Below are 25,222 nucleotides of genomic sequence, written 5' to 3' on the forward strand. Positions count from 1 at the left end.
GGGTTCCTGCTACTGCATCTTGTACTAGCGTAGTCAAGGTTTCTTGTGCTGCTACTAATGCGCCTAAATTGATTTGGGTAGTAGCTCCATTTTCGTCCGTATAGTCTAAGTTTACTCCGTCTGCATTTAATGCTAAGGTTGTTAGGGTCTCTGCATTGCCTATCAACGTATTTAAATCCAACACTGTTGCTACTCCGTCTTCATCGGTATAGGTAAGGGTTCCTGCTACTGCATCTTGTACTAGCGTAGTTAAGGTTTCTTGTGCTGCTACTAATGCGCCTAAATTGATTTGGGTAGTAGCTCCATTTTCGTCCGTATAGTCTAAGTTTACTCCGTCTGCATTTAATGCTAAGGTTGTTAAGGTCTCTGCATTGCCTATCAACGTATTTAAATCCAACACTGTTGCTACTCCGTCTTCATCGGTATAGGTAAGGGTTCCTGCTACTGCATCTTGTACTAGCGTAGTCAAGGTTTCTTGTGCTGCTACTAATGCGCCTAAATTGATTTGGGTAGTAGCTCCATTTTCGTCCGTATAGTCTAAGTTTACTCCGTCTGCATTCAAAGCCAAGGTTGTTAAGGTCTCTGCATTGCCTATCAACGTATTTAAATCCAACACTGTTGCTACTCCGTCTTCATCGGTATAGGTAAGGGTTCCTGCTACTGCATCTTGTACTAGCGTGGTCAAGGTTTCTTGTGCTGCTACTAATGCGCCTAAATTGATTTGGGTAGTAGCTCCATTTTCGTCCGTATAGTCTAAGTTTACTCCGTCTGCATTCAATGCTAAGGTTGTTAGGGTCTCTCCTCCAGAAACAATAGCTGCTAATGGGGCACTCACTGTATTTCCTTCAGAATCTGTAATTACTAGGTCTGCACCGACAACTGACAAACTCGTATTTGTTGTATTCTTGTCTACTACAGCTGCGATACTTGCTAAAGGAACTCTTGCTGTATTACCATTCTCTAGGGTGATACTTAAATCTGTTCCTATAACACTGAAGTCTGTAATTATCTGGTTATCTAATACTTGAGCATCATCGATAGTTATTAGTCTGTTCCATTTATTATCCAACCAATAATAGTATCCTGGTGTTAAACCTGAGGTTGTACTTATATTAAATACTGTTAAATAATTAATATTACCACCAGATATTGTAGTATTATCTATTATTGAAGTTAATTCCACTTGAGGAATTAAAAGTCCTCTATTAGAGGATTTAATCTCTAATTGCGCTTGTTCAACAGGCACTGTCGTACCAATTCCTACTTGGGCGAATGATACCATACCTGAAATAAGCATTAAAAAAAGTAATGTTTTTTTCACGATTAATTTGTTTTGGTTAATTAATATTCTCACACAATAAAAACATGACAAAACGCTTAAAATAGCGTTAAGATGTATGTAAGTAAAACTCACTTAACCAAAATAAACATGTAATATAAAACACGTATTCAAAAATTCACAAATAAATATTTTTTACACATTACGCGACATAACAACCTGAAAATATGATACTTAAAATACATTACACGCATATAAATACATAAAAATGAACATCATATTCACGTATAAAATATTATTTAATATCTTTGAAATACGAAATTCATCATTTTAGATACATTTTTAATAAAATTTAGAACTTTATACACTAAAAACTAGAAAATTATATGATTCCTGTTTTTTTTTTTGAAAATGGTAATAAATTTAGCAACAAGAATGTTTTAAATAAATGTTAATATTAATTTTAAATAAATCCTTTTTTTGTATTCATTTTATACTTTCATTGGAGGCTTCTTCCTTATAAATTAAGCTAATTTTTCTCTCTCAAACTATGAAAAAATACATTTATTCTTTTTTGAAAGAAGATATCCCTAGGGGGCATCTTTCTTATAATCCAACTAAAACTTCCTTATATATATTTACAATAGTTTTTTACCTTTTATCATTTTTCCAACCATTCGGCTTAAGTACTCTTGAATCTATTCCTTTAATTATTTTAACCACAGGTTATTCAATTATCTCAGTGCTAGGTTATTCTCTAGCCATTACATTATTCAAACCTTTTTATAGACCAAAATGGACTAGATTTCATGAGTTTTTAACATATAACACTGCATTTATATTTATTTGGGCATACATTAATACCTATAGTTATTTTTGTTTTAATTTTTTGTTTACCCAACAATGGCTTGACCTCAAAAATGAAATTATAATATCAGAAGACTTTTATTTAAAAACGTTATATTATACATTAGGAACTGGGTATTTTATATACATTATTTTACGTATTTACGATATTTCATTTTCCTATTTAAACAAAAATAAATACGATGTCTCGAATAATGAATTGAAAAAAATCTCCTTTTTAAAAAAAACAGCTCCAACTATAACCTTAACTGGGAAAAACAAAAATGAAAGCATTACTATGGATAAAGCTTCTTTTGTATGCATCATAAGCAAGGGACACTATGTTAATATTTATTATTTTTGTAAAAACAGTTTTAACCTAAAACAAGAAATCTTTAGGAATTCATTAAAAAATATTGAGTTGCAATTACTACCATTTTCCTTTGCTTATAGATGTCATAATTCCTTTATCATCAATATTAATTTGCTAAAATCTGTTTATGGAAATTCTTATAAATCATATGCTCGCATTGAGCATTTTCCAAAAAAAATACCAATTTCTCAAAATAAAATTTCTTTCATGAAAAATGTAATAAAAGAGAAAAACAAATCTTGATAATACTAAAATATAGTAATCAAATTTGGTACTGTTTTTTAAGCCTCTTTTTTGGAATCTAATATAATTATACCAATTCTGCATTATGTAAGCCATGGTGATATTATATCCTCTTAATGTTGCAGGAATATGATATATGTTTAAGAGCTTAATCATTGGCGCACCCTCCATTAGAACAAAGTGTAGGCTTCCCAAAAATAGGACAGTTTTAAATTCGAGTTTACTAACTTTATTTTGATGAGTACTACTACAAAATTCGTTGTGAAGCTCTAGCAATAAATGCTGGACTTATCTATTCAGCTCGAGCAGTTTTAGAAACACTTGAAAATTTAAAAAAAGAGGTAGGAGTGCCAAAGTATGTTAGATGTGACAATGTTCTAGAGTTTATCTCTAAAACGTTTAAGAACTGATTTGAAAAGAATTTCATAGAAATCAAATATACCATACCTAGCTAGGTAAACCTATGCAAAATGGCTATATAGAACATTTCAACTGCTTTTTTAGAGAAGGTATATATTATTTAAAATGTCTATCAACTATAAAAGATAAGTGATAACTGGAGAGAAGATTACAATTTTAATCATCCTCATAAATCGTTAGGTAATATATCTCCTAAAGAATTTATCCCAGATTTAGAGATACCCTAAAATAGAGAAGTCTACAAAAGAAGGATGCTTTATTTCAAACGCTCATTTGCTTTATTAGCGTGTGCATAATAGTGGTTATTATTGGTGAGCATGCAGTTTGTGAGATGTAGCCTCTTGTTATAACTTTATAAGATGGCGCCTTACCAGTTATGATTTTAAATTGCTATAAAATAAAATATTTTTTTTCTTTATTCGAGCTTCAAAAATCAAACGTAGCCATAGTTACGTCTTCTTTTCCAAAGGAAGAAGAAAGGAAAAAAGGGTGTTTTATTACGAAAATTTTAATTATAAAGGTATTAGTTAATTTCTAATTTGTTTTTCAACTTTGGTGAAATTGCATCTTTATGTAATAAAACAGATATTGTTTTTAATTTATAGTAAGGAACCGACATATATACATAACCTTGATTTCCTTGATTTTTACCCCAAGAGTTCTTTACTTTAAAATAAGTGTTTCCTTTTTGGTCTTTCACCAAACCTACAATATGCATTAAGTGGTCGTCAGTTGTATTAAAGTTTTCAAACTCACTTTGACGTAAACTTGGCGTAATAGTTCTTTCTCCTACTATTTCAGTCAATGCTTTTTTGTTTTCTGTACTACTCGCAGGAATTACTGCTACTCCGTTTTTTGATGAAAATGTTTTTTCTGAAACATCACAATCTAACTCTACTGTATATCCTTTTTTAATTGCCTCTTCTGTTACTGATACTAATTCATCTAAAGAAACATTATAAAATGCCCCATTTGAAAAATTATCTGGAATGTTTAAAATGAATTGGTCGTATTTTTTTGCATGTTCAAAAGAACTAATTGTTACATAGTTTGAAGGGTCTATTTTTACGTATTCTGCAAAAGATTTTGGTGTGTATTGTTTACCTTCAAAAGTAAACTCCTCTTTATTTTTTCCTAAATAGACATTCAACACACTTTCTACTGATTGCTTCCACTTTGGACTTAATTCTCTTGCTGGGTTTTTAATGTAAGCATCCAACATCGATTTTAACACCGCAATCATTTCAGCGTGATTATGCCTATCTTGTCCAAGATCTAAACCTGTAAAAACCTGCTCAGGTACTAATCCATATTTTTCTACTGAATTAATTACATCGTGCGCCAACCCACCTTCGCTAAATTGTGCTTTTCCTTGGCGGTATAAATAATTATTTGCTTTATCAGAATAGGTGTTACGAACCGTATACATTTCAGATAAATCAATGTTTTTACCTGTTAATCTGATAATTTCCGATTCTAAAAAAGAGGTTGTAGAAAAACTCCAACATGTTCCTGTTCTTCCTTGATTTTTAACTTCAGTATCTTCAATATCTTTTACTGTTGAGAATTGATATTTTTGTGCTGAAGTTGAAGTTATACTTAAAAAAGTGAATGCTGCTCCTAATAGAATTTTTTTCATGTTTAAAACCTTATAATAATATAAGACAGCAATTTACTCTTTTTAAAAGAGTATCAAAACTTGAAAACTGTTAAAAATCTACAATAATTCCTATACGCGGTAGAGCCCTACCAGTAGTACTTTCTATTTCTTCTAGAAAATACCTAGAGTTATCATTAGGGTCTGTTACTCTACCATTTTCATCTTCAAGAGGCAATAAAAATGGTTGTTGCTTAGAACTACTAGCATATATATTCTGTACATCTAAATACAAATTAATCGCTGCTTTTTTTAAGAACCATGTTTTATCTACACGTATATCTAATTGTGTGTATGTATCTAATCTTTTTGTATTGAGTTTGGAGTAATCTAAAATTCCTCCGTTTTGCACATCATAATTATCTTTTAAAGAAGATGCTTCTAAATCGTATGGTGTGTATGGTTTTCCTCCAACTAATCGAAATTTTGTTCCTATTTCCCAGTTTTTATTTAGTTTTTTTCCTGCTGTAATTGTTAGTAAATGTTTATTATCCCATGTTGAAGGAATATACCTTCCTTGTGAATTTTTAAATTCACTTCTTACAAAAGTATACGACGCAATTCCGTACAACCCACTATATGATTTTTTCTGAGCTAATAATTCAAACCCATATGCTCTACCTTCAGATATTGAACTAACAGCTTCGTTTCCTATAATTCCAAAATCATCACCTAGGTTCGCTAAACTTATTTGATTTCTTAATGAGAATGGATAATTTTTATACCCTTTATAAAACCCTTCAAAAGTTATTTTTGAACTTGTATTAGGATTATAACTCAATCCGCTTACGAAGTGATCGGATTGTATATACTTCAATCCATTTTTATTCTCAAACTCACTTGCATCATTTTTATATCCTAATACCGTATAAGATGGTAATTGATAATAACGCCCTACTGAAGAACTTACCATCCATTTTTCAGATAGGTTATAACTTAGCGATAACCTTGGAGAAAACTGGTTTAATGGGTTTTTCATTGTTGCATTATAATCGACTCCATCCATTCTAAAACCAACAGAAACTCCTAATTGTTCATCTAAATACCTCTTTGATACTTGCCCAAAAACTCCATATTTAACAAAGTCTATAGTTGAATTAAAATCATAGATTATAACCCCGTCTGAATTTGCATCTTTTTGATAATTACTATTGGTGTATTTTGCAGTTTCTAAATTAAAGCCTAAATTAAAATCAATCTTGTTATTACTAACAAAATTATTTTCATATCGTAGCTTATTCTCTATTTCTTTTGATGAATAATCTAACAACAAATTAGCAGGTGTTTCTTCATTTAAAAAATATTTTACGGCCTTATTTTTCCATTCATTTCTACTGAGCACGAATAAGTGTGTTGAATTTGGTGCAAAATATTTATAACTTGCTCCCACTGTATAATTCCATTGACTATTAACTGGAACTGAGTTTAGAATGATTTTATTTCTTTTAATCGTTTCTAAGTCAGTTTCACCATCATTTACTTCTTTATTAATTTCAAAATCATCAATAGCACCAAGAGCAATTATTGACAACTCACTGTTTTTCGATAACTGTGATTTAATATTTACTTGAAAATCGCTGTATGTTGGTAAAAAAGGAAGTTTTATTAACTTGAACAAAAACTGTAGATATGATTGACGAGCAGAAAACATAAAGGTTGTATTCTTTCCTATAGGGCCATCTAAAGTGATTCCTGCGTCAGAGGTACCTATGGTAGCTCTAGTATTTAATGAATTTGGGTTTCCTCTTTTTTGAGTAAACTCTATAACTGAACTCAAAGTGTTACCTCTATTTGCTGGAAAGGCACTTGAATAAAAATCAACTTTCCGAATTAAATCAGCGTTCATAATCCCTACAGGGCCTCCTGTTGCTCCTTGCGTTTGAAAATGGTTTATTACTGGAACTTCAATTCCATCTAAATAAAATTTGTTTTCAAAAGTAGCTCCACCCCTAATAATAATATCGTTTCTAAACCCAGGGTTTGAAGCTACTCCAGGAAAAGATTGAATAACTTTTAACACATCTCTATTTCCTCCAGGGTTTTTCTCTATTTCTGCTATACCTAGACTTTGAAGTGATAATGGACTGTCTACCGATTCTTTGAACAGTGGTGCTTGTATTTGAACCTCATTTAACTGTGTTGAATCTTCTAGCAACTCTAGAGTTATAAAAGGTGAATTGTCTTTGGTTACTAAATACTCATCAGAAACTAATGTTTTATAACCTATGAAAGAGGTCTGTATCTTATTATACCCCAAAGGTACGTTACGCAATATAAATTCTCCTTTTTCATTAGATACTGCTCCTATTCGTGTTCCATATACCAAAACGTTTACAAAAGGGAGTACTTCTCTCGTTTTAGAATCGATAATCTTCCCTGAGATTTCTCCTTCGTTTTGAGCTATAACTACAAACGATTGAAATAAAACAAATAATACCAATACTTTTTTCATGTATCTACGATTTAAGAGTTAACAAAAATACATATTTTGTTTAACATTAATTAAATTAATTTAAACAAAACTATTTTAAAAACAAAAAAACTCAATCGATATGATTGAGTTTTCGTGGGGAGAGCAGGATTCGAACCTGCGAAGTCGTAAGACAACGGAGTTACAGTCCGTCCCATTTGGCCGCTCTGGAATCTCCCCAAAGCTTTAAAAAAGCTTCTCCGTAAAATAGAGAAGCTTTTCAAGTGACCGGGCTGGGGCTCGAACCCAGGACCCTCTCCTTAAAAGGGAGATGCTCTACCAACTGAGCTACCCGGTCATTTTTTTGCTTTTGCTTTTCTGCGTTTGCGGGTGCAAATATAGAAGGTTTTATTGTTCTCGCAAACATTTTTTTTAATTTATTTTGTTTTTTTTTTGATACTTTTTGTTACTCTTTAATTAACAGAAAGTTATCTAAAAATCATTTAAATATGCTTCTCTAACTTTTTTGAATAAATTAGATGAATACACAAAATCTACTATTGCTTCGTTGTCTGTTTTAAAGATTTCTTTGTGTGACCCTTCCCATGCTTTTACTCCATTTTTAAGAAAAACAATCTTATCTCCTATTTCCATTACCGAGTTCATATCGTGTGTGTTTATTACCGTGGTAATTTGATACTCATCGGTAATCTCTTGAATTAGGTTATCTATAACAATAGATGTTTGAGGATCTAGCCCTGAATTTGGCTCATCACAAAATAAATATTTTGGTTTCATTACTATGGCCCGAGCAATTGCTACACGCTTTTGCATACCTCCTGATAATTCAGGTGGAAACTTTTTGTTTGAATTATCTAAGTTTACACGTTTTAAAACAAGATTCACTCTATCTAGCATTTCACTTTCTGGTTGTTTTGTAAACATTTTTAAAGGAAACATTACGTTTTCTTCTACCGTTTGTGAATCGAACAACGCACTTCCTTGAAATACCATTCCTAATTCTTGTCGAAATTGACGTCTATCTTCTGTTGTCATATCAACATTAGCAAGTCCATCATAAATAATGGTTCCTTCTTCTGGTGTATGCAAACCAATTAATGATTTTAAAAACACGGTTTTACCAGAACCGCTCTGACCAATAATTAAACTTGTTTCTCCAGGTTTAAAGGAGGTTGTAATTCCTTTTAAAATCTCAACTCCATTAAAGCCTTTATGTAAATTATTTACTTCTATCATTAGGTTAATAACATTTGGGTTAAGAAATAGTTTGCGATTACAATAAGTACCGTAGTCCATACTACAGACTGCGTACTTGCTTTCCCAACTTCTAACGAACCTCCTTTTACGTAATATCCGTGATATGAAGGTACTGTTGCAATTAGAAAGGCAAAAACTACTGTTTTAATCAATGCGTAGGTAATTAAAAAAGGGTCAAAATCCATTTGAACTCCTGTAATATAATCTGCTCCTGAAAACAATCCTGATAAGACTCCTGCTACCCATCCTCCAAAAACACCTAAAAACATTCCTAAGATTATTAAAAACGGATAAAAGAAAACGGTTGCTATTATTTTAGGTAAAACTAAATAGTTTAGTGAATTAATCCCCATTACTTCTAACGCATCAATCTGCTCGGTAACACGCATCGTTCCTATACTAGAAGTTATGTATGAACCTACTTTTCCTGCTAAAATAATAGAACAAAACGTAGGTGCAAACTCTAAAATAACTGATCGCTTGGCAGCAAAACCAATCAACGATTTTGGTATAAATGGGCTTTCTAAGTTCAAAGCAGTTTGTAAGGCTATTACTCCTCCAATAAAAAACGAGATAAAAGCTATAATTCCTACAGACTTATGCCCTAACTCATCTATTTCTCTAAACAAAGCTTCACGAAACACCCTTGCTCTTTGAGGCTTTGTAAAAACCTGTTTTAGCATTATAAAGTATTTACCTATATGCTCAATGTAATTCATCAAACCCAATATATTTTCTTTTTTTGCTAAAGTATTAAAAAACCATTAACTCATCCCCTTATTTACAAGTTTTAGCTTCATTTTTATGTACCTTTGAGTTTTAATTTTGGAAAAATAAAATGAGAAAAATAGCTTTTTTGGTGGTTATAATATGTTTAACAAGCTGCTCTCTTAACAACAGAGCAAATACCCAAAAACCAAAACTTGTTGTTGGTGTAGTTATTGACCAAATGCGTTACGATTACCTTACACGTTTTGCCAATAGATATGGTAATGATGGTTTTAAACGCTTGCTAAGAGAAGGGTATTCTTTAGAAAATGCACACTACAATTACATCCCTACTTATACTGCTGTAGGACATACTTCTATATATACTGGAACCACACCTACAAACCACGGAATTATTAGTAATCATTGGTATGATAAATATTTAAAGAAAACGATTTATTGTGTAGATGATGATAATTACAAAACTATTGGTAATGATGGTGATGGAGGTAAAAAATCTCCATACAGAATGTTAACAACAACAGTCACAGACCAATTAAAACTTGCACAAAATATGAATGGTAAAACTATAGGTATTGCCATAAAAGATCGTTCTGCAATTTTACCTTCAGGTCACACAGCTAACGCTGCTTATTGGTTTGACGGTGGTGATAAAGGTCAATGGATTTCTTCTTCTTTTTATTTAAATGAATTACCTACTTGGGTACAAGAGTTCAATGCCTCAGGAAAAGCAGATGAGTATTTAAATAAGCCTTGGGAAACTTTATATGATATTAGTACTTATACACAAAGTATTGATGATGATAATAATTTTGAAGTTACTTTTAAAGGTGAAGAAAAACCAGTTTTCCCTCATGATATTCCAACTTTAAGAAAGAGTAATAACAATTATAGTATTATAAAAGGTATTCCTGCAGGAAATTCTATTACGACCGATTTTGCTAAAGCAGCTATCATAGGTGAAAATTTAGGAAAATCTGAGTATACTGACTTTTTAGCGGTTAGTTACTCTTCTACCGATTATGTTGGGCATCAATTTGGGGTTGCATCTAAAGAAATTGAAGATACTTATTTACGTTTAGATCAAGATTTAGCAGAGTTATTCAAATTCTTAGATACACAAGTTGGAAAGGGTAACTATACCTTATTCTTAACTGCCGATCATGCTGCAGTACAAGTTCCTTCATACTTAGAGTCTTTAAAAATACCTGCGGGTTATGTAAAACCTGTAGCTTTTAAAAACTTTTTAAATGAAATTACAATAAAAAACTTTAAATCTGACGAAATCATTGAGAATATTTCCAACTTCCAAGTTTTCTTAAATAAAGATAAAATTAAAGAGTTAAATCTTGATTACGAAAATGTAGCACAAACCATCGCTGATGAAGCTATTAATCATAATAAGATTTACAAGTCTGTAACTGCGAGAACTATGCAAACTACCACCTTTACTAACGGAATTTTGCATGTGTTACAAAATGGGTATAACCAAAAATTTTCAGGTGATGTAATTTTAGTTCCAAACCCCTCAACTATTGCTAGTAGTTCAAAAAAAGGAACTACACATGGTTCAGGGTATTCATATGACACACATATTCCTATAATTTTCTATGGAAATGGAATTAAACAAGGTGTTTCTAAACAGCTATACGAAATTATAGACATTGCCCCAACCTTATCTAATTTATTACAAATAGAATTTCCAAACGGATGTTCTGGTAAGGTTATTCAAGAGGTTCTTAAATAAAATATTTAGATAGTAAAAAGTAGAAAAAGTGCCATTTTAATAAAAATAAAAATGGCACTTTTGTTTAATTAATTCATTTTCAATACATCTATCTAATACATTGCTAATTCGGGTTATTTAATATAATAAGTGCTGCAATTACTCCTGGAACCCATCCACAAAGTGTTAGTAAAAACACTATAATAATAGATCCACAACCTTTACCTATTACTGCTAACGGTGGAAAAAATATTGCTAATAAAACTCTTAATAAACTCATAGTCCTTTTTTAGTTAGTATACTTAAAAGACGAGTTAATTAGAATTTTGTTACACTTGTGTTAAAAACATATAAGCTTACTTAATCTAACTAATATATTCTGCCGATGCATGCAAACTGCTTTAAAAGGAAATTATTTGCTGTGATATAAGAATGTCAATATATTTGAGAATTATTTAATTTTAAATTCAAAAAAATTGACATTTTCGAAAAAGAATATTTTGTATCTATTAAGAGTATTTTGTAGGTACTACATTGCCCTTCAAATGTTTTCTTATGCATTTGCTAAAATCCTTAAAACACAATTTAATTTAGGTTTTTCATCAACCATTGATGAGAATGTAAACAGCTTTAATGGTTTAATGCTCACTTGGCATTATTATGGTTATTCTAGAACTTATGGGTTAATCATTGCAGGCGTTCAAATAGCATCAGCTTTACTCTTATTATTTAGAAAAACTGAACGTATTGGTGTTTTACTTTTTCTAAGTTTTATGGTGAATATTTTATTAATAAATTACTTTTATGAAATTGATGGTGCAAAACCTATGTCAATTCAATTAACAATCATGGGTTTATTCCTTTTGTTTTCTGATTGGAAAGCCTTGACAAACTACTTTCTAAAATCTACTTCAAAAGAGTCTATTATTCCTGAATTAATACCCGCAAAGATAAAAATTCTTTATTGGTTAAAATTCCTAATCATTCCTTGTATGATACTATACGGGTATATACACATCAATAACCTTAAAGAAGAATACATGGTTAAAAACGAACTTTTTGGAGTATGGGAGATTACCCCAAGAAACACTAAAACCAAGATTGACAAACTTTATATTGAATTTAACAATAGAGTAAAGGTTAGGGATACATCTGATAATTTCTATTATGGAAAAATAGAACTCGATGACAAAAGCAAAAAATTAAAGTTTAAAGTAAAACATTACTCCGATAGAGCCTATAACTTTATTCAAGATAGTTTAAAAAAATTGAATGTTAAAGAAGAGAATCTTAAAGAAACAAAGGGTAATATTAGAGAATTCTACAATAACAAAAATAATACTCTACCTATAGAATTGAATTTTAAATACGAATTAAAAAATGATTCTTTGATTTTATTAACTGAAAAAAGAAAAAATACTTATTTAAATATTACTGATAAGTATAAAAATTAATAAAACTAAGCAGCTTATAAACCATTAATTTATAATTATACTATTTATCTCCATCTACCTCACACAAACCACTACCACTACATCAACTTCCCAAAGAAAATAGCATTCATCAATAATTTGTTAGTTCCAAACCAAAAACCTCTAAAATTAGTATTGTCTGTAAAAACGATTACCCTTCCACTACCTAAGTGCCCTGCTTTAAACGGAACGGTGTTTTTCAATTCCTTTAAGTTCTCTTTTGAAATATAACCACTCAATAGCGGATTACTTGTATACTGAATAGGGTTATTATAACTTTTTGTGTCTGGTTGAATAAACTGTTTTGTGTTTCTAAACAAGGCTATTTTATCGTTTTTATACCCAAAGCTTATTGGATGCGAACGATCTAGTTTCGCTTCAAAAATAGCTCCTCCTATTACTTGCGCTCCTGATTGTAACGAACGGTTTTCAAATGACACATTCTTTATAGAATCTATTTTAGTTTTATTAAACTTTACATTAATAAACCCTTTGTTAGATAACCAATTTACTGCATTTCGATATCCAATTAACACTCCTCCATCACGAACCCACACTTTTAGTTTCTCTACTAAATTCTTATCAATAGAGCGACTATTAGGAACAATAATCGTCGTATACTTATCAAGGTTTACTCTCGTAGCATAATCGGTATCTAACTTTGTTAGTTTCATATCGTAACGTTGATCTAACAAATGCCAAATCTCTCCTGCATCGTAACTCGTTACTCCTTTTCCAACCAACATCGCTACTTTTTGCTTTTTAACAGCTTCAAAATTTCTACTTCCTAAATCAATTCCTTCGTTCAATCCTGTAGACACTCCTTTAATTTCAATATGATTTTCATTCGCTATTGTACCTAAGAAATCAAATAATTCATTTCCATTTAATTTTTGATTTTGAGCTGGTATAAAAATAGTTCCGTAATCATACGAATTACCATCGTTTACAAACTCTTTCATCGCTACCTTCGCTCGCAATCCTTTTTCTAAAATCGTATTTAACGCTTTAGGAGTACTATACTCATTCCAAGAAAATAAGTAGCCTACACTGCTTTTTTGTTGAATTGTTCCTTGTTTTAATTGTAATTGAGCCACCTCAGCTCCTGCTTTTGATAATGAAACATTATCAGCAAAATCAACTCCAAACGCATGATTAAACGTCCACGCAGATACATCATAAAATAAACTATCTTTAAATGTAGTTCGTACATCAAACATTGCTTTTACCAACCCGTGATTTTTTTGATTCATAGGTACTACATAGCTATATCCTTTTTTAAATTCTTTTCCGTTTGATGTAAAATCTTCTTTTAACTCGTGGAGTTTTATTTGATGACGTTGTAAAACCTCCGCTAAATGATTTGTCTTTACAGCATCTTTTTCATCGCCAAATACAATAGCTTTATTAATTGCTGAGCTTCTTGAATTTTTATAAAAACCTTGTTGATATTGTAAGATTTTAGTTCGCATGTTTTTAGCAGCTTCTAGTGTTGACAATGCTGCTGTAAATTGATTGCGAATGGTAAACGGAAAGGTTAATATTCCGTTCTCACTTTCTTGTGCATGACCACGAGAACTTCCTTGTTCAAACAAAATTCCGATTCCTCCATTAATATCTGGAAAAGTAGAGCCTTTTCCATAATAAAAATCATCAAAACTTTCTTCTGAATAATACGTTGAACCAATTTTATCGAATGCTTTTGCATGATAGGTTGCAATTTCTCTGGTTAACTCTTGATTTTTTTTTGGTGTTAACGGATTGGTTCTACTCGGAATTCCTGGTTGAAAAAAGAACGTAGAATTCGTTCCCATTTCATGATGGTCGGTCAAAATATTAGGTAACCATTTATGAAAAGTTTTAATTCTTACTCTACTCTCTGGCAACTGAACTGGTAACCAATCACGATTCATATCAAACCAATAATGATTAGTTCTTCCTCCTGGCCAAACTTCATGATACTCTCTGTCATTCGGATCAGAATTTATATTATTTGCTTTGTTTGTATTTGCCCAATACGCAAAACGCTGCAATCCGTCAGGATTTAAAGAGGGGTCAAAAAGAATAACCGAATTATTTAGTAACTCTTCTATTTCTTGTCCTTCTGCAGCCGCTAAATAATAAGCTACCGCTAATGCTGCATTTGAACCACTTGCTTCATTTCCATGTATAGAGAATCCTTGATATACTATAATCGGACTGTCAGTTACGTCCACAGAAATATCATTTGTTGCTGCTATATGATTTTTTCTTATTACGTCTAAGTTTTGATGGTTTTTTGGTGAGGTAATCGTTAACAACATCAATGGTCTTCCTTCATACGTTCTTCCTCTATTTTCAAGTGTTACTCTATCAGAAGCATTTGCTAGTGTTTTCATATACTCTACCAATTTATCATGCGTTACATGCCACTCTCCTACTTCATGTCCTAAAACTGATTTTGGGGTTGGAATATTTTGGTTATAAACAACATTTTTTGGTAAATAATAACTCAAATCTATTTTTTGAGCAAAAAGCGCTGTATTAACAAACAGTAGTAATACTAATAATTTCTTCATTATTTTTTGTACTTTATTTTACTATTGACTATAAAATTAGCTTTTGAAATATAATAATGAGTAAAATCCCGCTGTTTATGCGGGATTTACCATTCTTATTTTATCTTTATCTATTCAATTACAGGTTTCTTTTATCTTTAATAGAGCATCCTATAGCTCTTGTATCTGTTTTTGTTGGTTTTTCTCCTTTTAACAATGCATTTACAGCAGCTTCAACAAAGCGTTCTTTTACATTTTGTTCGTTACGTGAGCTATCATCTATAGCTCCTATATACTCAACTATTAACTTATCATTTCTTTTGTTCAGAATATATACATGAGGAGTTTTTGTTGCTCCATACTCAGGGTATACTTTCTGACCTTCATCAAATAAATAAGGGAATGTAAACCCTTTTTCTTTGGCACGTACTTTCATTGCTTCAAAACTATCTCCTTTTGATACTTCTGGGTCATTCGGATTAATTGCTATTACAGGGAATCCCTTCCTTTTATATTTTTTATCTAAAGCAATTAATCTATCTTCATTAGCTACAGAATATGGACACATGTTACAAGTAAACACAACTATAAACCCTTTTGCTTCTTTATAATCTGCTAAAGAAACCATTTTACCATCTATATTTTTTAATGTAAAGTCTGAAGCTTCATCTCCTACTTTATAACCTCTGGAATTGTCATAAGTAAATGCTGAGATAGATGCAACCACCAATAACATCAATATTATTTTAATTGTCTTCATAATTATTTAGTTTAAAAAGGTTTGTAACTCGTTTTGCAACTCTTCATAGCTAAAGGTTCGTTCGTAAAATTTTCTTTTCTTAGAGTTATAAATTAATGTAGCTGGTATAGCTCCTGACCATTCGCTAGCAATATCTCTAATCCAAAATTGCTCATTTGAATCTTCAAAATGTACAATTTTTGACTGTAATTTTTTCTTTTGTATAAATGGAATTAGATTCGTTTCTATTTGTTTAGAAAAATCTAGACTCACCAAAACAACCTCAACATCTTTATCTTTATATTTCTTATACAGTTTTTCAAAAGCAGGTAACTCTTTTACACAAGGCATACACCAAGTAGCCCAAAAATTAACTACATAGGTTTTATTATTTTTTTTATGTAAAAAAGGCTTTAACTCTTCGTAGTTTAATGTTGTTATTTTAATTCTTTTAGAGGTGTTTTTAGCTTGAGCATTAGTTATTGTAACACTTAAAAGAGCTATTAATATAAATATAAGCAAGAATTTACTTCTAAACATTTTTATTTGATTTCCCTCAAAATTAACTGTTTATCACATTAAAAAAAATAGAATTAACTAAATATTAACAAGAAAAAGCTCGGAAATATATTTTCCGAGCTTTTTTCTGTTTGTCATTTACCTTGTTGTACTAACAAAAAATTTCATTTAGTAATTTAGCTAAACGTAAACCTCCTTTTTGCAATTGCTCTCTTACTACAGGAAAATATATATATGAATAACGGTAACGTAAATTTTCTCCTACCTCGGCAGATTTATATACTCTTTTGGTAATTTTATGAGTATCATACATCCAGTCTAACACATCTCCCTTCTGAATTACTTTGATTTGTTCTTTTGATAAATCTTTAGTATTATCAGCAAGTTCAATATAGCTCATATCCCATTTATTTATTAAGTTTTCATCCCAAACTCTATGCAAATTAGAACCTTTTCCATGCCATTGAACTTGGATAGTGTTACCTCCTTTGTCTTCTTTTTGTCCAATATGCATAGGCTGGTGTAAATCTCCTATTAAATGTACTAACATCTTTAAGTAAAAACGTTTATCTTCAACTGTACTATTTTTATCTTTCAATACCTTTACACATTCCCCTAAACCTGTAATTAAATCTCCCTTCGGGTTTTTTTCTTCATCTTCATAACGAGCATCTAAAGGCATATTTACATAATGCCATGTATAAAATTTACCAAACTTTTTTCTGTCAGATTTTATTTCATCTGCATAGGTAGATACAAATGCTAAACTTTCACCTTGAAGTAATTTATCTATTTTCTTTTTAGCTCTTTTTGTCAAATACTTCTCTGCTATTTTTCCTGTTGCCCTGTGTCCTGTTGGTCCCCAAACATCTTCATTATTAGCTATAGATGAAACACTTACTAAAAAAGCTGCAAACACTATTAAAAATTTTGTTTTCATGTATCTTATAAATTAAAAGTATGACGCTAAATTATAAAATATTTACTCAAAAATTTGGAAATACCAAAATTTAAATCATATCTTTGTGATATCATTTTAATATCAATTTAAATAAAACAAACATGAAAGCAGAAAAAATCATCAAACCAGCAAACGGATATGTAATGTTTTTTATAGTTCTTATTCTATTTATAACGGGGATTACTCTATCTATAAAAAATGAAACTCCTATTTATTTACCTATTAGTATTCTTGCTTTTATACTAACTTTAGGTTTTATTTTAGTAAACCCCAACTCTTCTAAAGTCTTATTATTCTTTGGAAAATATGTAGGTACAGTTAAACAAAATGGCTTATTTTGGGCAAACCCTTTATATAAAAAGAAAACTGTTTCATTAAGAGCTAGTAACTTTGACAGTGAACGTTTAAAAGTGAATGACAAATTGGGGAATCCTGTAATGATAAGTACCATTTTAGTTTGGAGAGTTACCGAAACTTATAAGGCTGCTTTTGATGTTGATAATTATGAAAACTTTGTTCGTGTTCAAACAGATGCTGCTGTACGTAAATTAGCTAGTATGTATCCATACGATAATTTTGCTGACGAAGGACATGAAGAAGACATCACACTTCGCTCTAGCGTAAATGAAGTAAGTGAAGCTTTAGAAAAAGAATTAGAGGAACGTTTAGCTATTGCTGGTATTGAGGTTTTAGAAGCACGAATTGGTTATTTAGCCTATGCACAAGAAATTGCAAATGCTATGCTGAAGCGTCAACAGGCTACTGCCATTGTTGCTGCTCGACATAAAATTGTGCAAGGAGCTGTTGATATGGTTGATATGGCACTAGAAGAGCTAAGCAAAAAAGAAATTGTTGATTTAGATGAAGAACGTAAAGCTGCCATGGTTAGTAACTTATTAGTTATTTTATGTGGAGACAAAGAAGCTTCACCTATAGTAAATGCAGGAACTTTAAATCACTAAATTATAAAAAGGAATAAAGACAACTAAAAATGAAAGAATACAAAATTATACATAGAAGATTCAGTTGGTCTAATGGAAGACAAAAGTTTGAAGATGAAATTAACAATTATGCTAAACAAGGTTGGCAAGTTACTAGTGCTTACCATGTAAGTGATGGTAATATTGAGGTTATTTTAGAAAGAGATAAAAACCGATAGAATGAAAGTTTTTAAAGAAGAACAACGATTTACACAATCATGGTTGCTTATTCTATTGACAATAAGCATAGTAGTTCCTGTTACTCTTATTATCAAAGAATATATGAAAGAAAACTCAACTATGGATACAGTCGAGTTTGTATTAACATTACTTGGCATCATCTTGTCTATTACATTTATATACTTCTTTAAACTAACCACCAGAATAGATGAAATTGGAATTCATTACCAGTTTTTCCCTTTTCACCTATCGATGAGAAAAATTGCTTGGATAGAAATTAAAAAAATACATGTTAGAAAATATGACCCTATAGGTGAATATGGAGGCTGGGGTTTAAAAGGTGGTTTTCTTTGGAATAAAAGAAAAGGAATAGCCATTAATATTTCTGGAAACATTGGCATTCAATTGGAACTTAAAAACAGTAAAAAATTATTGATAGGAACCAAAAAAGAACAAGAAGCAAAACGTGTATTAGAAAACTATCAATATAAAATCAACTAACGATGATACAAGTAATCACCATTACTATAGTATATATTTTAACTTTTATAATCTCTTTACTATAAATTAAAAAGAAAATTGAAATTGTTTTTTTGTAACTAATTTTTACGTTTCAAAAAAACACTATTAAAAGCACAATATGGCAAAAAAGAAAGCCTTTGCACTACGTATTAATGAAGAAATGTTAAAAGCCATTGAAAAATGGGCCTCTGATGAATTTCGATCTACCAATGGACAGATTGAATGGATGCTTATGCAATCACTTAAAGAAGCCAAAAGAGAATTAAAAAAGAAAGAAGAAGAATAACAAATCTTAAGAACTTGTTAAAAAAAACGTCCAATTTTATTGGGCGTTTTCTATTTTGTACATTGTACAAACTTAAAATACATGCAACTAACCATTATGAAAAACCTTTTTTATTTACTGTTTATAACCTTTTCTTGTACTCTTTTTTCTCAAGAATTTTCAATGGATTTAGTCAAAAACATGAAACCAAGAAATATTGGCCCTGGAGGAATGAGCGGGCGTGTTACAGCAATTGACGTTGTTGAATCCAATCCTGATATTATGCTTGTTGGTACAGCCTCAGGAGGTATTTGGAAATCTACTTCAGGAGGAATTAAATGGGAACCAATTTTTGATAAAGAAGTAACAGCCTCTATCGGTGCTTTAGCCATACAACAATCAAACCCTAGCGTAATTTGGGCAGGAACTGGTGAAGGAAATCCTCGTAATAGTTTAAATGGTGGTTACGGAATTTTCAAATCTCTAGATGGTGGTAGATCGTGGAAATCAATGGGATTAGAAAAAACACGACACATACACCGTGTAGTTATACACCCTAACAATCCAGATGTTGTTTACGTAGGTGCAATTGGATCTCCTTGGGGTGAACATAAAGAACGTGGCGTATATAAAACTACCGACGGTGGTAAAACTTGGAAACAAATTTTATTCAACAATAATAAAACAGGTGCTGCTGATTTAATTATGGACCCATCCAATCCTAATAAACTAATAGCTGCCATGTGGCAACACAAACGTGACCCTTGGTTTTTTAAATCAGGAGGAGAAGGAAGTGGTTTGTACATTACCCATGACGGTGGCAATAACTGGAAGAAAATTACCGAAAAAGAAGGCTTCCCTAAAGGCGAACTAGGTAGAATTGGTGTAGCAATCGCTCCTTCTAACCCAAATACTGTGTATGCTCTTGTTGAAGCAAAGAAAAATGCTTTGTATAAAAGTGAAGATGGTGGTTTTTCTTGGAAAAAAATTAATGATAAAAAAGGCATTGGAAATAGACCTTTTTACTATTCAGAAATTTATGTAGATCCTCAAAATGAGCATAAATTATACACTGTTTTCACCTATGTGAATGTTTCTATTGATGGTGGAAAAAACTTTAAACAACTCATGCCTGCTTATGGAGTTAACAATGGTATTCACCCAGACCATCACGCTTGGTGGATTCACTCTAAAAATGGAAAATTTATGATTGATGGAAACGATGGAGGAATGAATGTTACCAAAGATGGCGGTAAAACTTGGCGTTTCATTGGTAATTTACCTGTTGCTCAATTTTATCATATAAATGTAGATAATGAGTTCCCTTACAATGTATATGGCGGTATGCAAGATAACGGTTCTTGGAGAGGGCCAGCTTATGTATGGAAAGCACAAGGAATACGAAATTCTTATTGGCAAGAGATTAGTTTTGGAGATGGTTTTGATGTTATTCCTGATAAAGACGACTCGCGTTATGGCTGGTCTATGAGTCAACAAGGATATGTATCTCGCTACGATTACAAAACAGGAAATAATTACACCGTTCGCCCAACACACCCTGATGCTACTATAAAACTACGTTTTAATTGGAACGCTGCTATTAATATTGATCCTTTTGATAATTCCACACTATATTTTGGAAGCCAGTTTGTACACAAATCAACCGATAAAGGGTTAACATGGAAAGTAATTTCTCCAGACTTAACTACAAATGATAAAAGTAAACTCAAACAATCAGAAAGTGGTGGGTTAACCATGGATGCTACTGGTGCAGAAAACTACTGTACCATTTTAGTTATTGAGCCATCTTCTATAGAAAAAGATGTATTGTGGGCTGCTACTGATGACGGACAAGTACACATCACTAAAAACGGGGGAGCTATATGGACAAATGTTTCTGGAAATCTAAAAGATTTGCCAAAAAATAGCTGGATTACACAAATAAAAGCATCAAACAAAAATAAAGGAGAAGCTTTACTGGTAGCAAATGATTATAGACGCTTTAACTACAAACCCTACACTTATAGAACGAAAAATTATGGAACAACCTGGGAACGTATTGTTGATGAAAATGATGTAAAAAGCTATGGCTTATGTATTGTAGAAGACCCTATAGAACCTAATTTACTTTTCTTAGGAACTGATGATGGTTTATACATTTCTTTAAACGCTGGAAAAAAATGGACAAAATGGACAGAAGGATTCCCTACCGTTCCTGTAAAAGATTTAGTAATTCACCCAAGAGAACACGATTTAGTTATTGGTACTTTTGGTAGAGCAGCTTGGGTATTAGATGATATTCGTCCATTAAGAGCGTTAGCTAAAGATAAAACTATTCTTGCCAAAAACATTGAACTATTCACTCCACCAACCGCCTATCAAGCAGCATATCAACAACCAACAGGTAGTCGATTTGGTGCCGATGCTATTTATAATGGTGAAAACAGAAGTCGTGGTGCTTTAGTGCAATTCTACATCAACAAACCAAAAACAAAAGAGAAAACCGATAAAAAAGAAGGCTCTAAAAAAACAACTCAAAAAGAAACTGAAAATAAAGTAAAATGGGATTCTATTAAATTTGAAATTTTTGATGGAAATCGATTAATTAGAACACTAAAAAGAAAAACTCCTAAAGAAAATGGAATTCACAAAGGTGTTTGGTTTATGGATGAAAAAGGAGTTGCTAGACCTTCAAGAACCATTAAAAAACAAAAAAGTGAACCTAGTGGTGTAAGGGTAAAACCTGGTGCTTACAGAATTAAAACTACATTTGGAGATCAAATCTCTGAACAAAACATCACGGTAAAATTCGATCCTAGATTAACTATTTCTCAAACGGCTATCAATCAAAAATACAATACAGGTAAAGAACTTGAAAAGTATCAAAATATTATTGCAGATGCAGTTAAACAATTGGTTGAAAGTAAAAACATAGTTAATAGTTATAAAGTTAAGTTTACTAAAAAGGATAAAAAAGCCTACAAAGAACAAATAAAAAATTCAACCGAAACTATTAAAAAAATTGATAGCTTACTTGATATTTACTTTGGCAAAGTTGATAAACGTCAAGGAATTATCCGTAACCCAGATCCTACAGTTACCCAAAGATTAGGTACGGCAAATTGGTACGTAAATAGTAGATTCGGTGAACAAACCACTACTGAAAAACAATTAATCAATCAATTTAAAGGAGCTTTTAAAGAAGCTATTGAAAAAACCAATGCTTTTTTTGATAAAGACTGGAAAGAATATAAAGTTGAGGTAGAAAAAATAGATTTATCTCCGTTTAAAGAAACTGAAAAATTTTCTGTAGAATAAATTCGAATTAACTAAACCTTATATAATGAAAAGAATAACCTTACTATTAGCTATTACTATTATAGCTAGTGCTTGTAAAAAGGAGCAAAAAAAGCCAACAGAAATTGTTGAAACACTCAAAGAATACTCTATCGAACAAATGATGGATAACGAAAGTGTTTTTGGAGGAAGTTTTTCACCTGATAATTCAAAATTACTCGTAACCAGTAATCGTTCTGGAATTTATAACATGTATACAGTTTCTAAAGCTGGGGGTGAATTTGAACCAATAACAAAATCAGACAGCTCTTCTGTTTTTGCAACATCTTATTTTCCAAAAGATGAGAGAATGTTATTCAGAATGGATAATAATGGTGATGAAATTTATCATATCTTTTTAAGAGAACTTAATGGTAACATTAAAGATTTAACACCTACTAAAGGTGCTAGAGCAGGCTTCTTTGGTTGGGCAAAAGATGAAAAAAGTTTCTTTTTTACTTCAAACAAAAGAGACAATCGTTTTATGGACCTATATGAAATGGATCTTGAAACGTTTACTCCAAAAATGATTTATGAAAATAAAGAAGGCTATAATGTAGCAGCAATATCAAACAACAAAAACATACTAGCACTAAGCAAAACGGTTAACACCAACGATAGCGATTTGTTTTTGTTTGATAGAACCACCAAAGTAATCACAAAAATTAATCTTACATTGAGTGGTAATTCAGCAGCTGATTTTTCTATTGATGATACTGATTTTTACTACACAACAGATGCAGAAGGTGAATTCGCTACCTTAATGAAATATACCATTAGCACTAATGAAACAGAAAAAGTGTTAGCAAAAGATTGGGATATTTCTGGAAGTTATTTTACCAACAATGGAAAATATAGAGTTACCTATATTAACGAAGATGCAAAAAATGTAATTGAAGTTTTTGATGTTGCTGAAGATAAAAATATAACCTTACCAAATGTTAACGGAAAAAGTATAACCAGTGTTGGTTTTTCTAGAGATGAAAGCATAATGCGTTTTTACGCAGGAGGCTCTAACTCTCCATCAAACCTTTATGTATATGATTTAGCAACTCAAAAACAAACACAGCTAACCGATGTGCTAAACAAAGATATTAATCCTAATGACTTGGTAGAAGCAAAAGTAATTCGCTACCCTTCTTTTGATGGAGTCACGATTCCTGCAATTTACTATTTACCTCATCAAGCTTCTGAAGCTAACAAAGTTCCTGCTTTAGTTTGGGTTCATGGAGGTCCAGGAGGGCAATCACGTCAAAACTTCAATTCTAGAATACAATATTTAGTAAACCATGGATATGCTGTTTTAGCGGTAAATAATCGTGGAAGTAGTGGTTATGGTAAAACCTTTTTTACTATGGATGACTTAAACCACGGTGAAAAAGACTTACAAGATTGTGTAGAAGGAAAAAACTGGTTAGCAAACCAACCAGAAATTGACGCTAAAAAAATAGGAATCATCGGAGGGTCTTATGGTGGTTATATGACAATGGCTGCATTAACCTATACTCCTGAAGAATTTGCTGTTGGGGTAAACATTTACGGGGTTACAAACTGGATGCGTACTTTAAAGAGTATTCCGTCTTGGTGGGAATCTTTTAGAGAAGCTTTATACAAAGAATTAGGAGACCCTTATTCTGCCGATTCAGTAAGACTTAAAAGAATTTCTCCTTTATTTCACACCGATAAAGTAACCAAACCTTTAATGGTATTACAAGGAGCTAAAGACCCTAGAGTTTTACAAGTAGAGTCTGATGAAATTGTAGCTGGAGTTAAGAAAAATGGAGTTCCCGTAGAGTATGTTCTTTTTGATGATGAAGGGCATGGTTTTGTTAAAAAGGAAAATCAAATAGAGGCTAATAGTAAAATCTTACAATTTTTAGACACCTATTTAAAGAAAGAAGAACCTATAAAAAATGACAAATTATAAACAAGTTAGCGCAATTTTAACACCCTAGTTTTTCGTAAGAAAAACCTGGTTTTTATTTTTGCTTATATAACAATTAAATCTCCTGCATATACCGAATAATATACAGGGGATTTTTAATATAACAAACAACCTCTTTAACAATTATGAAAAAGTTTACTTTATTAATTATCACTTTATTTTCATTAAACAATTTCGCTCAACAATCAGCAACACCAAACCCTACAAAAGAATTAGGTGTATGGTATATGTACAACGGGTCTCATCTAGTTTCTAATAAGTTTAGCTTAAAAACCATGGCACATTTCCGCTTCTTTGAAGTTGGAGATGACATGCAACAATTTATTGGACGTTTAGGTGGTAATTATAAATTTAATAAAACCATAAGCGCGACTGTAGGATATGCTTTCTTAAATACTGATAGAACTTTTGATGTTGATGCGGGCGACTTTAACGAACATCGTATTTATGAAGACCTAAATGTAAATCATAAAATAGCTAGTTTAAACGTAGCACATCGTTTTAGAGGAGAACAACGTTTTTTTGAATCAACAACAGGAAATTTTTTTCGTTATCAATTAGCTTTAAGTCATCCTATTGATAAAAATTGGTCTACTTATATATACAATGAAGTCTTTTTAGATTTTGAAGGAGAAAACTATAATCAAAACTGGTTAGGAACGGGAGTTAAATATAAAATATCAAGCAATGTAAAACTTCAAGCTGGGTATCAACTAATACATGTAAACGAGATTGGTAACTTTAATAGAATTCAACTAGGAGTTGCCATTAGTAATTAGTACAGGCCATAGAAAATAGACCTAAC

At 31.4% G+C, this 25,222-nt stretch carries 20 protein-coding genes, 2 tRNA genes and 1 pseudogene; 11 read left to right on the top strand and 12 right to left on the bottom strand.

Annotated features, from left to right (window positions below; genetic code table 11):
- Positions 1–1,321, bottom strand: a pseudogene (locus ACKTSW_RS08510) (hypothetical protein); the annotation flags it as partial.
- A gap of 508 nt (positions 1,322–1,829) precedes the next feature.
- Here ACKTSW_RS08510 and ACKTSW_RS08515 point away from each other — a divergent pair.
- Both ACKTSW_RS08515 and ACKTSW_RS08520 read left to right on the top strand, forming a co-directional pair.
- Positions 1,830–2,741, top strand: a complete 912-nt coding sequence (locus ACKTSW_RS08515) for a LytTR family transcriptional regulator DNA-binding domain-containing protein (RefSeq protein ID WP_408024852.1) — start codon at positions 1,830–1,832, stop codon at positions 2,739–2,741.
- Between the two features lie 545 nt (positions 2,742–3,286).
- Positions 3,287–3,388 carry an integrase core domain-containing protein gene (locus tag ACKTSW_RS08520; protein ID WP_408025023.1) on the top strand — a complete coding sequence of 34 codons (102 nt, stop codon included), beginning with the start codon at positions 3,287–3,289 and terminating at the stop codon, positions 3,386–3,388.
- A gap of 296 nt (positions 3,389–3,684) precedes the next feature.
- On the opposite strand, the gene ACKTSW_RS08525 is transcribed toward ACKTSW_RS08520, so the two are convergent.
- The 6 genes from ACKTSW_RS08525 to ACKTSW_RS08550 all read right to left on the bottom strand — a co-directional run bounded on the left by ACKTSW_RS08525 (position 3,685) and on the right by ACKTSW_RS08550 (position 9,225).
- Positions 3,685–4,800 (bottom strand): C1 family peptidase, encoded by a 1,116-nt coding sequence (locus tag ACKTSW_RS08525; protein WP_408024853.1) that lies wholly within the window; start codon positions 4,798–4,800, stop codon positions 3,685–3,687.
- A gap of 70 nt (positions 4,801–4,870) precedes the next feature.
- A complete protein-coding gene (locus tag ACKTSW_RS08530) occupies positions 4,871–7,270 on the bottom strand; it encodes a TonB-dependent receptor (RefSeq protein WP_408024854.1) in 2,400 nt (799 codons plus the stop codon).
- A 115-nt stretch (positions 7,271–7,385) separates the two neighbouring features.
- Positions 7,386–7,468 (bottom strand) — tRNA-Tyr (locus tag ACKTSW_RS08535).
- A 45-nt stretch (positions 7,469–7,513) separates the two neighbouring features.
- Positions 7,514–7,586 (bottom strand) — tRNA-Lys (locus ACKTSW_RS08540).
- Positions 7,587–7,720: 134 nt separating this feature from the next.
- Positions 7,721–8,485: an ABC transporter ATP-binding protein gene (locus ACKTSW_RS08545; RefSeq protein WP_408024855.1), complete on the bottom strand. Its 765-nt coding sequence runs from the start codon at positions 8,483–8,485 to the stop codon at positions 7,721–7,723.
- Positions 8,485–9,225: an MlaE family ABC transporter permease gene (locus ACKTSW_RS08550; protein ID WP_408025024.1), complete on the bottom strand. Its 741-nt coding sequence runs from the start codon at positions 9,223–9,225 to the stop codon at positions 8,485–8,487. The genes ACKTSW_RS08545 and ACKTSW_RS08550 overlap by 1 nt, the downstream gene beginning before the upstream one ends.
- A gap of 119 nt (positions 9,226–9,344) precedes the next feature.
- On the opposite strand from ACKTSW_RS08550, the gene pafA reads away from it, so the two are divergent.
- A complete protein-coding gene (pafA, locus tag ACKTSW_RS08555; protein WP_408024856.1) occupies positions 9,345–10,982 on the top strand; it encodes an alkaline phosphatase PafA in 1,638 nt (545 codons plus the stop codon).
- Positions 10,983–11,085: 103 nt separating this feature from the next.
- Here the strand turns inward: pafA and ACKTSW_RS08560 are convergent, their stop codons facing one another.
- A complete protein-coding gene (locus ACKTSW_RS08560; protein ID WP_073184478.1) occupies positions 11,086–11,241 on the bottom strand; it encodes a YqaE/Pmp3 family membrane protein in 156 nt (51 codons plus the stop codon).
- A gap of 265 nt (positions 11,242–11,506) precedes the next feature.
- Here ACKTSW_RS08560 and ACKTSW_RS08565 point away from each other — a divergent pair, with 265 nt between their 5' ends.
- The gene (locus tag ACKTSW_RS08565; protein WP_408024857.1) at positions 11,507–12,415 is read left to right on the top strand and encodes a hypothetical protein; all 909 of its coding nucleotides are present in this window, start codon (positions 11,507–11,509) and stop codon (positions 12,413–12,415) included.
- Positions 12,416–12,492: 77 nt separating this feature from the next.
- Here ACKTSW_RS08565 and ACKTSW_RS08570 read toward each other — a convergent pair whose 3' ends face one another.
- From ACKTSW_RS08570 to ACKTSW_RS08585, 4 genes are all read right to left on the bottom strand, one after another.
- Positions 12,493–14,991, bottom strand: coding sequence for a M14 family metallopeptidase (locus ACKTSW_RS08570; protein WP_408024858.1), 2,499 nt, complete (start codon positions 14,989–14,991; stop codon positions 12,493–12,495).
- Between the two features lie 118 nt (positions 14,992–15,109).
- A complete protein-coding gene (locus ACKTSW_RS08575) occupies positions 15,110–15,730 on the bottom strand; it encodes a thioredoxin family protein (RefSeq protein WP_408024859.1) in 621 nt (206 codons plus the stop codon).
- A gap of 6 nt (positions 15,731–15,736) precedes the next feature.
- Positions 15,737–16,249, bottom strand: a complete 513-nt coding sequence (locus tag ACKTSW_RS08580) for a TlpA family protein disulfide reductase (protein ID WP_408024860.1) — start codon at positions 16,247–16,249, stop codon at positions 15,737–15,739.
- A 130-nt stretch (positions 16,250–16,379) separates the two neighbouring features.
- Entirely contained in the window at positions 16,380–17,168 is a 789-nt protein-coding gene (locus ACKTSW_RS08585; protein ID WP_408024861.1) for a S1/P1 nuclease, read from the bottom strand.
- A 122-nt stretch (positions 17,169–17,290) separates the two neighbouring features.
- On the opposite strand from ACKTSW_RS08585, the gene ACKTSW_RS08590 reads away from it, so the two are divergent.
- The 7 genes from ACKTSW_RS08590 to ACKTSW_RS08620 all read left to right on the top strand — a co-directional run bounded on the left by ACKTSW_RS08590 (position 17,291) and on the right by ACKTSW_RS08620 (position 25,196).
- The gene (locus ACKTSW_RS08590) at positions 17,291–18,151 is read left to right on the top strand and encodes an SPFH domain-containing protein (RefSeq protein ID WP_408024862.1); all 861 of its coding nucleotides are present in this window, start codon (positions 17,291–17,293) and stop codon (positions 18,149–18,151) included.
- Between the two features lie 29 nt (positions 18,152–18,180).
- The gene (locus ACKTSW_RS08595) at positions 18,181–18,348 is read left to right on the top strand and encodes a DUF4177 domain-containing protein (protein WP_408024863.1); all 168 of its coding nucleotides are present in this window, start codon (positions 18,181–18,183) and stop codon (positions 18,346–18,348) included.
- 1 nt (position 18,349) lies between these two features.
- Positions 18,350–18,850 carry a hypothetical protein gene (locus tag ACKTSW_RS08600; RefSeq protein WP_408024864.1) on the top strand — a complete coding sequence of 167 codons (501 nt, stop codon included), beginning with the start codon at positions 18,350–18,352 and terminating at the stop codon, positions 18,848–18,850.
- A gap of 139 nt (positions 18,851–18,989) precedes the next feature.
- Positions 18,990–19,157 (top strand): Arc family DNA-binding protein, encoded by a 168-nt coding sequence (locus ACKTSW_RS08605; RefSeq protein ID WP_408024865.1) that lies wholly within the window; start codon positions 18,990–18,992, stop codon positions 19,155–19,157.
- 96 nt (positions 19,158–19,253) lie between these two features.
- Complete coding sequence (locus ACKTSW_RS08610) at positions 19,254–22,454, top strand: WD40/YVTN/BNR-like repeat-containing protein (RefSeq protein ID WP_408025025.1); 3,201 nt, start codon at positions 19,254–19,256, stop codon at positions 22,452–22,454.
- Between the two features lie 25 nt (positions 22,455–22,479).
- Complete coding sequence (locus ACKTSW_RS08615; RefSeq protein WP_408024866.1) at positions 22,480–24,399, top strand: S9 family peptidase; 1,920 nt, start codon at positions 22,480–22,482, stop codon at positions 24,397–24,399.
- Positions 24,400–24,542: 143 nt separating this feature from the next.
- Positions 24,543–25,196 (top strand): DUF2490 domain-containing protein, encoded by a 654-nt coding sequence (locus ACKTSW_RS08620; protein ID WP_408024867.1) that lies wholly within the window; start codon positions 24,543–24,545, stop codon positions 25,194–25,196.
- Positions 25,197–25,222 lie beyond the last annotated feature (26 nt).

The sequence above is a fragment of the Tenacibaculum sediminilitoris genome (genome assembly GCF_964513795.1).
Taxonomy (GTDB): domain Bacteria; phylum Bacteroidota; class Bacteroidia; order Flavobacteriales; family Flavobacteriaceae; genus Polaribacter; species Polaribacter sediminilitoris.

Bases quoted from the DNA above. Each gene is read 5' to 3' on its own strand.
- ACKTSW_RS08580 (WP_408024860.1), bottom strand. From the start codon at position 16,249: ATGTTTAGAAGTAAATTCTTGCTTATATTTATATTAATAGCTCTTTTA.
- ACKTSW_RS08595 (WP_408024863.1), top strand. From the start codon at position 18,181: ATGAAAGAATACAAAATTATACATAGAAGATTCAGTTGGTCTAATGGA.
- ACKTSW_RS08575 (WP_408024859.1), bottom strand. From the start codon at position 15,730: ATGAAGACAATTAAAATAATATTGATGTTATTGGTGGTTGCATCTATC.
- ACKTSW_RS08525 (WP_408024853.1), bottom strand. From the start codon at position 4,800: ATGAAAAAAATTCTATTAGGAGCAGCATTCACTTTTTTAAGTATAACT.
- ACKTSW_RS08615 (WP_408024866.1), top strand. From the start codon at position 22,480: ATGAAAAGAATAACCTTACTATTAGCTATTACTATTATAGCTAGTGCT.
- ACKTSW_RS08590 (WP_408024862.1), top strand. From the start codon at position 17,291: ATGAAAGCAGAAAAAATCATCAAACCAGCAAACGGATATGTAATGTTT.
- ACKTSW_RS08570 (WP_408024858.1), bottom strand. From the start codon at position 14,991: ATGAAGAAATTATTAGTATTACTACTGTTTGTTAATACAGCGCTTTTT.
- ACKTSW_RS08600 (WP_408024864.1), top strand. From the start codon at position 18,350: ATGAAAGTTTTTAAAGAAGAACAACGATTTACACAATCATGGTTGCTT.
- ACKTSW_RS08565 (WP_408024857.1), top strand. From the start codon at position 11,507: ATGTTTTCTTATGCATTTGCTAAAATCCTTAAAACACAATTTAATTTA.
- ACKTSW_RS08515 (WP_408024852.1), top strand. From the start codon at position 1,830: ATGAAAAAATACATTTATTCTTTTTTGAAAGAAGATATCCCTAGGGGG.
- ACKTSW_RS08620 (WP_408024867.1), top strand. From the start codon at position 24,543: ATGAAAAAGTTTACTTTATTAATTATCACTTTATTTTCATTAAACAAT.
- ACKTSW_RS08610 (WP_408025025.1), top strand. From the start codon at position 19,254: ATGAAAAACCTTTTTTATTTACTGTTTATAACCTTTTCTTGTACTCTT.
- ACKTSW_RS08545 (WP_408024855.1), bottom strand. From the start codon at position 8,485: ATGATAGAAGTAAATAATTTACATAAAGGCTTTAATGGAGTTGAGATT.
- ACKTSW_RS08560 (WP_073184478.1), bottom strand. From the start codon at position 11,241: ATGAGTTTATTAAGAGTTTTATTAGCAATATTTTTTCCACCGTTAGCA.
- pafA (WP_408024856.1), top strand. From the start codon at position 9,345: ATGAGAAAAATAGCTTTTTTGGTGGTTATAATATGTTTAACAAGCTGC.
- ACKTSW_RS08530 (WP_408024854.1), bottom strand. From the start codon at position 7,270: ATGAAAAAAGTATTGGTATTATTTGTTTTATTTCAATCGTTTGTAGTT.
- ACKTSW_RS08585 (WP_408024861.1), bottom strand. From the start codon at position 17,168: ATGAAAACAAAATTTTTAATAGTGTTTGCAGCTTTTTTAGTAAGTGTT.
- ACKTSW_RS08550 (WP_408025024.1), bottom strand. From the start codon at position 9,225: ATGAATTACATTGAGCATATAGGTAAATACTTTATAATGCTAAAACAG.
- ACKTSW_RS08605 (WP_408024865.1), top strand. From the start codon at position 18,990: ATGGCAAAAAAGAAAGCCTTTGCACTACGTATTAATGAAGAAATGTTA.